Annotated in this window: 14 protein-coding genes and 1 pseudogene; 1 reads left to right on the top strand and 14 read right to left on the bottom strand. The window is 39.4% G+C overall.

The window, feature by feature from the left end:
* Window positions 1-137: 137 nt before the first annotated feature.
* The 3 genes from ACFOUY_RS09770 to ACFOUY_RS09760 all read right to left on the bottom strand — a co-directional run bounded on the left by ACFOUY_RS09770 (window position 138) and on the right by ACFOUY_RS09760 (window position 2,258).
* The gene (locus ACFOUY_RS09770) at window positions 138-602 is read right to left on the bottom strand and encodes a PA2169 family four-helix-bundle protein (RefSeq protein ID WP_378960325.1); all 465 of its coding nucleotides are present in this window, start codon (window positions 600-602) and stop codon (window positions 138-140) included.
* 210 nt (window positions 603-812) lie between these two features.
* Window positions 813-1,412, bottom strand: coding sequence for a cupin domain-containing protein (locus tag ACFOUY_RS09765; RefSeq protein WP_378960324.1), 600 nt, complete (start codon window positions 1,410-1,412; stop codon window positions 813-815).
* A 63-nt stretch (window positions 1,413-1,475) separates the two neighbouring features.
* Window positions 1,476-2,258, bottom strand: a complete 783-nt coding sequence (locus ACFOUY_RS09760; RefSeq protein ID WP_378960323.1) for a hypothetical protein — start codon at window positions 2,256-2,258, stop codon at window positions 1,476-1,478.
* Window positions 2,259-2,419: 161 nt separating this feature from the next.
* On the opposite strand from ACFOUY_RS09760, the gene ACFOUY_RS09755 reads away from it, so the two are divergent.
* On the top strand, window positions 2,420-2,707 hold the full coding sequence (locus ACFOUY_RS09755; protein WP_378960322.1) for a hypothetical protein: 288 nt from the start codon (window positions 2,420-2,422) through the stop codon (window positions 2,705-2,707).
* Window positions 2,708-3,117: 410 nt separating this feature from the next.
* On the opposite strand, the gene ACFOUY_RS09750 is transcribed toward ACFOUY_RS09755, so the two are convergent.
* The 11 genes and pseudogenes from ACFOUY_RS09750 to ACFOUY_RS09700 form a co-directional block, all read right to left on the bottom strand.
* Window positions 3,118-3,414 carry a hypothetical protein gene (locus tag ACFOUY_RS09750; RefSeq protein ID WP_378960321.1) on the bottom strand — a complete coding sequence of 99 codons (297 nt, stop codon included), beginning with the start codon at window positions 3,412-3,414 and terminating at the stop codon, window positions 3,118-3,120.
* Between the two features lie 95 nt (window positions 3,415-3,509).
* On the bottom strand, window positions 3,510-4,436 hold the full coding sequence (locus ACFOUY_RS09745) for a HipA domain-containing protein (RefSeq protein ID WP_378960320.1): 927 nt from the start codon (window positions 4,434-4,436) through the stop codon (window positions 3,510-3,512).
* A complete protein-coding gene (locus tag ACFOUY_RS09740) occupies window positions 4,429-4,764 on the bottom strand; it encodes a HipA N-terminal domain-containing protein (RefSeq protein WP_378960319.1) in 336 nt (111 codons plus the stop codon). The genes ACFOUY_RS09745 and ACFOUY_RS09740 overlap by 8 nt, the downstream gene beginning before the upstream one ends.
* Window positions 4,764-4,967: a helix-turn-helix transcriptional regulator gene (locus ACFOUY_RS09735; protein WP_378960318.1), complete on the bottom strand. Its 204-nt coding sequence runs from the start codon at window positions 4,965-4,967 to the stop codon at window positions 4,764-4,766. The genes ACFOUY_RS09740 and ACFOUY_RS09735 overlap by 1 nt, the downstream gene beginning before the upstream one ends.
* Window positions 4,968-5,078: 111 nt before the next feature.
* Window positions 5,079-5,378 carry a hypothetical protein gene (locus ACFOUY_RS09730; RefSeq protein ID WP_378960317.1) on the bottom strand — a complete coding sequence of 100 codons (300 nt, stop codon included), beginning with the start codon at window positions 5,376-5,378 and terminating at the stop codon, window positions 5,079-5,081.
* Between the two features lie 40 nt (window positions 5,379-5,418).
* Entirely contained in the window at window positions 5,419-5,916 is a 498-nt protein-coding gene (locus tag ACFOUY_RS09725) for a DUF932 domain-containing protein (RefSeq protein WP_378960316.1), read from the bottom strand.
* Between the two features lie 15 nt (window positions 5,917-5,931).
* Window positions 5,932-7,743, bottom strand: a complete 1,812-nt coding sequence (gene ltrA, locus ACFOUY_RS09720; RefSeq protein WP_378960315.1) for a group II intron reverse transcriptase/maturase — start codon at window positions 7,741-7,743, stop codon at window positions 5,932-5,934.
* A gap of 586 nt (window positions 7,744-8,329) precedes the next feature.
* A pseudogene (locus ACFOUY_RS09715) lies at window positions 8,330-8,824 on the bottom strand (DUF932 domain-containing protein); the annotation flags it as partial.
* Between the two features lie 45 nt (window positions 8,825-8,869).
* The gene (locus ACFOUY_RS09710; protein ID WP_378960314.1) at window positions 8,870-9,223 is read right to left on the bottom strand and encodes a single-stranded DNA-binding protein; all 354 of its coding nucleotides are present in this window, start codon (window positions 9,221-9,223) and stop codon (window positions 8,870-8,872) included.
* Between the two features lie 306 nt (window positions 9,224-9,529).
* Entirely contained in the window at window positions 9,530-9,823 is a 294-nt protein-coding gene (locus ACFOUY_RS09705) for a UPF0758 domain-containing protein (RefSeq protein WP_378960313.1), read from the bottom strand.
* A 31-nt stretch (window positions 9,824-9,854) separates the two neighbouring features.
* Window positions 9,855-10,967 carry an IS4 family transposase gene (locus ACFOUY_RS09700; RefSeq protein WP_378960312.1) on the bottom strand — a complete coding sequence of 371 codons (1,113 nt, stop codon included), beginning with the start codon at window positions 10,965-10,967 and terminating at the stop codon, window positions 9,855-9,857.
* Window positions 10,968-11,339 lie beyond the last annotated feature (372 nt).

The raw sequence follows: 11,339 nt of genomic DNA, 5'->3' as shown, positions 1-11,339 counted from the left end.
TTACACTTAAATATCTGAAATTCAGTGAAATAAATCAAATTTAAACAGGACGAAAATTAATTTTTTTTCCACAAAAAAGAGACTGCCTTTTTGAGACAGCCTCTTCTTTTAGTACTAAAAAATTTGACCTTTTTATATTAATCAATTACTTTTTGAGCATCTCTTAATGCTTTAATAGCGTCATGTCCGGCGTTAACACCTTGTTGCTGGCTAAGTAAAACCTCTCTAACACCTGCTTCAAGTTCATTTTCCTGCAAAGCATCTCTGTACGATTTTTTGATAGCATCCTCTCCACGTTCGCATTCCGCTAAGATACTATGGCGATCATCACCACCAAAACCAGCTTTAATATCAATCCAGGCACGATGTAATGTACCCAAAATAGTATTTCCTGAATCAGGTTTTTCGCCATTTTCACCAACAAGACCTGCTAATTCAATTACATTTGTTCTGCTTTCAGAAGCAAGCTTATCAAATACTGCTTTTAAGTCGATGTTCTCCTCTTTAATATCAGCCGATGCTTTCTCAAAACCATCCGCACGATCATTATTAATTTCAATTAGGTCGTTTAATACCTCTACTGTTTTTTCTCGATTTTCCATAGCTAATTATATACTGTAGTTTATTAAAAAACATCGTAGCGCATAAATAGTTTCCAAAGAATCGAAAGATTAGAAGAATTTCGCAATATTTTCCACTCCAATATAGAATGTTCATCAGATACCACTAACAAAGCAAATATTATAACACGTCATTTTTGTTGCCGGATGTGAGCAAATCAGAAACCCGGAGTATCCAGACATTATTACCTTTTAGGAAACACTAACGTGCTGGAGAATAGCAATTACTAAGGGAGATGTAAGCTTTACTTGATGTGTTTTATGTAAAGGGATTTGCATAAAATCGCCCGCCTTCATTTCAAAAATAGCATCTTCGATAGAACAAACACACGAACCCTTTAAAATCAGAAAACTTTCTGAAAGCTCATCATGAATTTCTTCATCAATATCAATCGCTGAAACAACCAGCAACTGTGTTCTCTTTTCGCTTTGATGGAGCGGATAAATAAATTGGGTTTCTGGCGCTTCTTCCGGAATAAATCCCTCAACCAGCCTTAACCAATCTTCCGCATTCGAAAAAGGACTTATTAATGGAATATCATCCCCTTTCATCACTTTCTCCTTTTCCAAATCAGAAAAGAAACTCATCATACGGTTATCAAAACTTTCTGAAGGCCTTTGCGACTGAACTTTAGTTTCATTTCCGAATAACAGCTCAAGCCTCATCCTTTCATTGGCAACCTCTTCATATCGAATCGTCATCTCTTCAACCAGCAACCTATCTGCCTTAGATAGCTTTCCTGATATATACAACTCCAATAATCCACTGCTTAAAAAATTTAATAAATTCATTGTAAATACCTTAAACTTTAAAGCAACTCTTAATCTACAATTAAAAAGTAAATAAATGCGAACCTACATACTATTAATCGATCTTTTCTTATTCTTTAAACCACTACCAACAATAAAAATAGCCAGAATAACCATAACCACATAACAAGCATTACTTATAGAATTCGTATTATCGCTGTGGCTATTAGATACTGAAATGGCAAAAAGCGCCCAAATACCTACCAAAGCAAATTCACGAAGATTTCGGCTGTAAATCATAAACACATTAACCAATCCGGCCACACCTATCATAATAATAGCCCAATTAATATCCGAAATACCCCAGCCATTCCAATCAATTTTAGTAAGATAAGCAGAAATGTTGGCAACAAAAGCTACAGATATCCACCCGGCATAAATTGCGAAGGGCCAGTATATAAAAAGATAGCTTTTAAGCGGGTGCGCATCTAACTCCATTCGCGTATTCACGATAATTTTTAGCAGAGAAATCAGAATAACGCCCATAATAATTACCGATAGCCCCGTATAATCATAAAGCCAGGCAACAACCCAGAGCGAGTTCGTTATACAAGATAATACAAACCACCACCCTATTTTAGTTAATACGTTTTTTTTAGAATCATCATTTTTGAAATTAAATCCAGTGTAAACAACGAAGCCCAACAAGCCAAGATAAATTAAGCCCCAAATAGAAAAAGCAAAACCAGCAGGCGTAAAATAATTAAAGTACCTGTCAGACACCGTTTTCATTGTATTGCCGTTTAACAGGCCAGAATTAGATACATAGTTCACCGCAATCGTTAAGCTTAAAGCCAATCCGTTAGCAATAGGAAGAATTTTTTTCATTTTTAATTTAAAAATTACATATTCAAAATAAAGATACCTTTATTAAAGTACATGGTATAACCCGAACAAGGCATTAAAGCTATTGTTTTCAAAAAGCCTAAAATATGCTATATAAGCTCCTTATTATTGAAATATTTAAGAAATATATTCCCACATTATAAATGAAAAGTTTAGAGACATTTAAAGCATCCTTAAAAAACGATAGCCCTGCTAACAATCTATCCATACAATTAAAAGCCCTGTGGTATGATGGCAAAGGAAATTGGTCTGAAGCACATCACCTGGTCGATCAGCTTGCAGATACATCTTCTGCCTGGATACATGCTTATTTGCATCGCAAAGAAGGTGATATCTGGAATGCAGATTATTGGTATAAAAAAGCTAAAAAAGTGCGCCCAGATTTTTCGCTTACTGAAGAATGGGAACAATTAGTGATGGAGTTCTTATAAACGGTTGCGGCATAATAAAATTTGTAAAATAGGATTAGCTCCGATACATTAAATGTATCACATTGTTTACCAATTATTTACCGACAATAAGGACCAGAATTGGGACAAAACAGAAATCACACAACTAATTGATTTATAGATAGTTAAATATATAACCCTATTTTTTCAGCACAAAAAAGTGTATTTATTTGATCTCTAAGCACTTAATCCAAAAATCTGTCCCCCCAGCCCGAAACAAATTGAGCTGATTTTATTATACTTTGTGAGTGAATTCTTTTAAACCCAGGAAGGCTGTGGCTATCTGCAAAAACCAATTCATTTGACCCCTCTCCGCCAATTCTTTAAAATACAGACAAGCAAAACTTTACAGTAATTTTATTTCCGGTGAGACGGGGTCAATATACTCTGGTTTATACAATAAAGCAAACGCCACCAGCAGTTCCAGGTCGCTGACGAACCAGCACCAAGCCTGCAACCTTGACCAGTTGTCCATCAGTAGAATCATTGTTAATGTGATGGCATGTACGGATATTCAACATGTCAAGTTGAGATCGCACAAAACTTAACGGATGCGCCTTTAGAGATAACCCAATAGTCGCATAATCTTGAACGACGTGTTCTCCTTGTCCCATTAGTGGCAACTCAACCTGCGTAGTTATGTTTAAGGGTGGTCGTCCATCAGAAAGCACAACCCTAAATATTTCCATATTGGAAATGAGGTGTTGGGTGACTTCCATTCTGAACAAACAAATAGCCTTGCAGAATTATTTTATAAGAAACTGAACCGATAATAATTCATTGCTTAAAATCCAATTTGTTTCATTTTATTTAGGAAGATTTCTATGTATTTAATCTTGAATTCTGGCGTTAAAAAACTGATCGCTATCATATCTTTAACTCGTTCTTTTTGTTTGTAAAAGTCTTGGTATATATTATCTCTAACCTTATCCAATAAACCTAAACTACTTGCAAATTGATCAAAATCTGATCGTTTTATTTTACGTTTCCGCCCGCCTAAAGTTAAAGCCAAATCCTCTTGATCCTGCGGAAAAACAAGATTCACATTCAATAAATCATAAGCTGGAGAAAACAAAATACCTTTTTCGGTATGCATTAAGGAGAAGTTTTTCAAATGCATATCGTTATTTCCTGTTAAAAAACTAAACAAAACCAATCGAAAATATTTGATCACATCCAAGCCCGAATTTGTGGTAAATTGCTTAATGATTTTACCAACACGTTCATAAGAGCTTTTATATTTTTGTTCGGTCTGTAATTCAGAAAGCTGACAAAGATCCTCTACATGAATTTTCTTGCCTTTTACCCGATCAAAACGTTTGGTGATATAAGCCAATTCGCCAGTAGAAGTACCTATTAATGTATGTTTGGCAGTTTCAATTTTAAATAAATCAGCAAGATGCATGGTTAAATCTTCTACCTCAGGCATGAAAGGAAATTCAGTAGATTGAGGTTTTAAAATATAATCGCCCCAAAGCCCTACTAATGTTAATCGCTTATCCGTTTTAGGTCCTTCCAAACTTAGAGATAGTTTTGCTTGCACGCCCGTTACCGCTAATCTTTCATTTACGGTAATTTGAGCCAACTGATTAAGTTTTTCTTGATTTAATTCTAATTTCGGCACATGAGTAGTTCCAAAAAACTTCTTTGAACAGCTGGTGTGGTATTCGCCTGATTCAACCGCTTGATAACAAAATAAACAATTAGTCATTTTGCACCTCCTCTACTGGATATACAGACACCGCACCTATAGTATCTCTACATAGATTAATCAACAATTCGAAACGATCACGCGGATTTAATTTCCAATACTTTTCACCAATATCAAGCAACCAACCTTCGGGTATTAATCCATCAAAAAAAGGAAATAAAACTTTACTATGGTAAGAATCCTTGGATAAAGGTATAGTCAAACTGATTGATTTAGCTTGATCAGTTTGTAGATAAGAACGATCATAAGAAAATGAATATCCATTATCCGTCTCTGATAAATAGCCTGCCAATTTATCTTGATAAAATATTTTCGCTTTACGATCCATTATTCAGCAGATTGATCAATAACTCCAACTTCTTTTCCAAACAAAGCCAATACATCATTCACTTTATCCAAACGAAGCGTTTTTTTACCTTGCTCTAGGTCACGTACAAAACGCAAACCGACACCTGCATTTAACGCCAAATCTTCTTGAGTTAAGCCTAATTCTTTACGCTTTGCTTTCACAAAAACTATTAATGCATTCATAACTATACCTTTTCTGATATAAATATAGTAAAAAAATTTAAACTATATCTTTTCGGGTATAAATAATCACTAAAATACATAAAATATACCTTTAAAGGTATAGTTATTACTTTAAAACAACTTATACCTCACCGACCTGTCCGCTCCATTCTGTCCAAAAATACCCATTTCATGCAGATTTTGAAGATCTCTTGTTGCCTTAGCTTTAGAAGTTTTAGTTATGACTATATATTTCTTAACAGTCATACCACCTTCAAAAACCGCAGTACCATTTTCTAACATACGCTGAATAGCTTTTAACTGGCGGTCATTAAGTTGCTTTCCATATTTATCAAAAAACTTCGCTTTTTTCAGCGTAAATTGCATCAACTCTTTATCATCTTTCTGAACATCTAAAATTTTAAGATTCAATGCTGTATTAAAAGTGAGGCGATTTCACGCCCCAGACTGATTAATTGAACTCTAGCGATCCGCCATTAGCGAAATCTGCACAGAGGTCGAACGCAACCTGTGCCCTCTGCTTGGCTGTCCCCTCTGTGATGGACTTAAATTTTGCCTCACCATCCTTGAACCTGCGCACATTCTGAAAATATCCGGTAACGGCATTATAAGCGCCAAACACAGTCCCCGCTGTTGTTGCCATCTGCTGGGTGTGGTTACCCATCGCATAACTATAGACCTCTTCGACGATGTTTCGGTAAACGATCGAATTTTCATCGTCTGCTCCTTTCTGCAGTTTTTGCAAAACCTCTTTATTGGGTGCCATAGCCACCTGCACCAATTTTTTAACTTCTAGATCCGAGATGCGCACTTTTGCCCAATGGTTAAATAGCGCTTCCATTTCCCCTGCTAGGTTGCTGGATATGCCCATAAGGGTGTGCGCCTGTTTGAGCCTGTCGCCGGCTCCCGAACTGTGGCGGATCCGCACCGCGTTTTTATGGTTGCGCATGGCTGCATTCAGGGGTTAGGGTGAGTTCGAGGGTCGCCCCTCGAACTTCCCCACAGATCTGGACGTGCCCCTTTCAGGGCATCCAGCTCCCAGATTTAACTTATCCGCATAATGTTGTTTGCGGTGACAACGCTTGTGAACTAATTGCATATTTGACAGCTTATTATCCGTCCGAATTTTGTTCTTATGGTGTCTTTCCCATGATTCGTACCAGTGTAGCTTACTTGTACAGATAGGACAATATCCACCCTGTATGCTGTAAAGCCGCTCTGCCATTGACCCCGTTAGTATTGCATTTCTGCAACTCCAATATTCGGTATCACCATCAAAAGGACTTCTTGCCGTTTGAACCTTTCTCCACTTTACATCTGCACTAATGTCAAATATGCCAAATGAGACGTCACCAAGTATGAAACGGTCTACTAATCTACCTCTGCGTTCCACTTTCCCTACATACCGTTTCATAAAGTCATGTCTGCTACTCCGATGTTTATGCACGTCTTCATACGCTTTGTAAAGGACTGTGTCCAGTTCTCGCCTTAGCTTCATAAAGCCGTGGGATGCATCCATCGCCCATTTGTAATAATTCAGCCACCCGTTGACCATCATTTTCATATGGTCTGCTTTCTTTGTAAGTTCAATTTTGTTACTGTACTCAAATAGTCGAACCATTTTCGTCCATTCTCTGATTTTCTTTGCGAAAGCATACACCTTGTCAGGGTCGGGGTAAAACGTGACTTTATATTGCTTGCCATGTTTCCCACTTTTCCATTTATCGAATACAAAACCAAGAAATTTGAAGCTGTCACCTTGATGGAATGCTACCTGCCTTGTTTTGGCTTCACTTAACTTTAAGCCTCGTTTGTCCAGTATCGTTGGTAGTACTTCCATTACCCGTTCTAAGTAATTTTTATTTTCACATACGATAACAAAGTCATCTGCATATTGCATAAATCCTACCGATGGAGCATGTTCCCTGCATCTGTTCTTAATGTTACTAACAAAACTCACAAAAGGCTTAAGATTTCTATCCTTTGGTGTTCTTGTAGTAATCAGGTGTTCATAGAGTTCAAAATCGATACCCCATAATCCAACATTACATAATAGTGGGCTGATCACTCCGCCTTGCGGTGTGCCTGCTTCAGTTTCATGTAATATACCATCGTCAATATAACCGCATTTGAACCACTGATTAATTGCTCGTAGAATGTTATTGCTAGTTCCTTTCAATTTATCCAGTATGTACTGGTGATTGAGGTTGTCAAAACATCCTTCTATATCAGCATCTAGCACCATTACTTCACCTTTACGGTTCTTCAAATTGTGCCATACCGCCATACAAGCATCAATGGTGCATCTTCCAGGTCTGAACCCATAGGTGTTCTCGCTGAATTTTGCTTCCCATTCGGGTTCTAGTGCAATCTTGACCAATGCCTGATAGGCTCTGTCTTCAATTGTTGGAATTCCCAACGGTCTTAACTTACCGTTTGACTTTGGGATGTAGGTTCTTTTCAATGGTTTTGCCTTGTAATCTTTGTCAAGGTTCAACCTTTGCGCTAAAGACAATCTTTCCTCATTGCTTCGGATAACTGCCTTGTCTACACCCGCAGTGTTCTTTCCTGTGTTTTCAGAGGTAACTCTTTTTACACTTAGTAATCTGGCATACGGGTCTTTCAGTAAATCCCTCTGTAATCTTCTTACTTCGGCAATATTACTGGCAAGCGTTGCCCGATACATTTGATTTTGCTTTCGGAAGATACTTTGCTCAACTGTTTTCCAGTCGATGTCTTCCCATCTGTTTACTTTCAGCATTTTAGTTACTTTCATTTGTATCCTTTTGTTAAATCCACAACGAATTTGGCTTATCTGGTCAACCGTAGCCAACCAGCTTTTGCTTGGTCGTTGTTCCTACCCGATATATCACATTCGTTCAAGAGTACTTATTGCTTCCCAGCAAAGTGATATTCGGTTTCCTCGTTCCTTTAACCAATGTTTGCCTAAACTTAGACTCCTCTCTATACCGCCAGTCGTTTACAAGCTTATGAATACCCTCTAACAGATTGGGCTCCTGTTGACTGGAAGACTGTACCATACGATGTGGGTACAGCGTGCATGCTCACGATACCTTAACGAGGTTATCATATTTAGTTCGTCCCATCTTTCTCATGCGGCATCGCTCCGCTGGATTGACTTTGCTCCGAGCTTCCCACTCCCTGTTCTCTTGGCAGGTTAAGGGTCGGATGGACTTTATTAGATAAGCCGCTAACACCAGCATTCCACTGGATTGATTAAAAGTTAAATCCACCCTTACGGGTGAGACCCGTACAGCTTATTAGGCTGCACAACGAGTCGCACTATTATTGCAAACGATGCGCACGGGCGTAAATGCGGCGGTAATGCTCCCGCCCCCGTCATGGGAAGTGGTCAGCAAAAGATATAGTTCTAAAAGGTCATCATTCCCCACACGGATATAAGATGGAAGTTTAGCGGTGATAAAAATTCGCTCGCCCTTGCCCAGTGCGCCCGCTGTTTCATACTGAATGCCATCCCCGCCGCCCACGATGCTATCAAAGAATGAAAAGGCGTCAACGTTCTGCACAACGCTGTAATCCTTGCCCACAACCCCGAGCACCTGCTCGCTATCGGTGCGCATTGTCGCATAGAAATTGGGAACCTCCACGCCTGCCTCCACCGGCAGGATCTCCCCCTGCCTAAATTCGCAGTTCAGATTGTCCAAGGTAAAAAGCGGGCGTTTTACAACCGTGTAATCCAGCCCTGCAAATCTTAGCGCTTCGGCTGAAGTTGGGTAGCTGTCCACGATGGTGCCCAGCCCGTGCCAAGCTTTTTCTTTAACCGAAAAGAAAGCGTGTTTTTGTGTATCCTCGTTGAAATTTAAATTATGTGCCATGATTATAAAGTTTTATGTTTAAAAAAAATTGAATTGCCTAAATAATTACTCGCTCGCTTCACCCGCAGCCTCCCCGACGTTTGCGGTTTTTGCGCCGGAACTAAAAAGCTTGATTTCCGCCACCCTGAAAGTCAGCGCCGCCGCTGCCTCTGCATCCCTGGTCACGTATGCCTTACAGCCCACATGACCAAAGACCTGCACAACATCGCCCTTTTTCAGAAACTCAGCGATTCCCGCATTCCTCCAATAACTGCATTCAAAAAATCTCGCGATCTCCCGTCGCTGCTCCCCGCTCATATAGCTGTGGTTTACCGCAATGGTAAAGCCTACTACTTTGGCACGCTCTGATACCTCTCTGACCTCAGCGTCTGCTGTCAGCCTTCCTGTTAAAATTTCCATCTTACTGGTTTTTAAGTAAAAAAATAAACTCGTTTTTGTCCTTTCAACCCAGTGCCCCACATATTTTTTGGCGTTAGGGGATAAAAACTTGCAAGGAAAAGCAGGAGCTCGTTAGCGCAGCAGAGAACTAGAAATTACGGGACGGAACCGCAAAGCGGTAATTTCGCCGTTCGTCGCCAGCGGAGCTCCATAGCTTTGCCGAGTTTTTATCCCCACGATCAAAAAATTACCCAATCAAAGAACCTTAAACTATCTTGGAGACAAACCCAGCTGAGCTGAAAGCAGGTAGGACGCAATACATAAACCTCACGCAGGTAGCTCGGCAGAAGGGACTTCGCCGCCACGCACGAAAAGACGCATCGCAATCTCTATCGCCGAGAGTATAGCACTACATTTGGCAAAGCCCATCCCGGTGAAACGGGCAAGATTTTGATAACTAGCGCTAACCAGCCCCTGAAGACCGCCAAATTCCTTAAGAATTCTCTCTGCAAGATCCACCGCCGTTTCCCTGGGCGTGCCAGAACCTATCAGCATCGCCAACAGTTCCCCATCCGAGAGTGCTGAGGGACCATGCGCAAGCATTCTTTCACGAGGCTTCATATCCGGCTCCCAGCAATGCTATTAAGTTAAGCTACTTATAGGCTTGATAAAGTCTGGGCTTATGTTTTGTGTCCCTAATTCTCACAAAGACTCTATCAGGCTTTATTGCTACTATTGAATTAGAAATTTTAATCACTATATTTTTAACCAACTTGTTGATATCCTTATAATTTATCAATTGAAGGATTTTGTGCCTTACAAACCTAAACGCATTCTGCCAATTATATTTATATTTAAGCTTTCGTCCCACACATTTTTTCTCTATCTCATCTTGCGCGGCGATACCCAGTAAAGCCACCATGTTCATCATGAATATATGGGACTCGAATTCCTGGGCTATACCTTCGGGTTTACGACTTCCAAACTGTTCAAGTTTCATTTTTGGCTTCAGTTTTTTAAACCCTTCCTCGATTCCCCATCTAAGCTTATATAGTTCATTCATTTGTAACAAGGTGAAAATCTCGAACAACTTTGGTGAAGATATGAGCACTTCAATTTCGCCTGTTTTGAGCCTAACCTTTGAAACTCTAACGGTGATACTTTTCTTCTGGTGCTGGTGCCGCTTAAGTGTTTTTCTTTCCGTTTTGCTTGGTTTCCATTCAGCAATAAAATCATTTGAGGGATTACTCAGTACCATTCTACCAAAGTCAGTGGCCGTTTTCAGTCTGATACAAAAATCCTTCTTCATATCTAAAAATCGTTTACAGGTAATGAAGTGACCAAACCCCCTGTCCAGTAGGATAATGTTGTTCCCATCTGGGAAATCAATGAGGCAATCGCTTAGCAGTGTTCGCTCTGAGTTTCTCATCGTACTCATTCTACTGGCGATAACCAGGTTCGTATTTAAATCATAGAGCATGAATATTTGTGCCATACATTTCTTTACACCCTTATTCTGGGAATGGATACCATAATGCTTTTTCATCGTACTAGAAGCTGGTAATGCAACAGTAGAGCCGTCACCAGCTATCAATTGAAATCCATGCCAAAGCTTCATCTGGTGCTCTTGGTGAAAATCGACAACTATCCTGTTGAGTTCCTTAAAAAAGGAAATATCGATCTTATAGCGTGCAAGCGAAAATGCTGCACCAGAAACGGGACGCAATTTGAAGAAAGGTAACAACATTGAAATATTGTACTCCACAGATTCCTTGAAAAGATTCAGTATCGTACAGACCACCACCGGAAATGTTAAGCTCCTGTTTCTGGTGAAAAAGATTGATTTGAGGAAATACTTTTCTGTGCAAGAATTATTGTGGATAAAGTCAAATGTTTTTTTTAGAAGAAACTTTATGTTTCTCCCCGCTGGTATTCTGGGATATTAAGCTCATTTTTCCTTTTGTTTTATATCTTAAATATACTAAAATCCTACCAATAAACATAGCGAAATTTGCTTAACTTAATAGCATTGGGGCCTCCCTGGGGCACCCCAAGGTTCGTTTGTTCGAACTTACCTGCTACAATTACGCCCGACCTTAGGTACTTATGGATTAAAGAGATCATCCTGCCATCCTTG

The sequence above is a fragment of the Pedobacter jamesrossensis genome (assembly GCF_042650905.1).
Lineage (GTDB): Bacteria > Bacteroidota > Bacteroidia > Sphingobacteriales > Sphingobacteriaceae > Pedobacter > Pedobacter jamesrossensis.
Note: the sequence above shows the minus strand (reverse complement) of the source record. Positions and strands in the feature narration are given on the sequence as shown.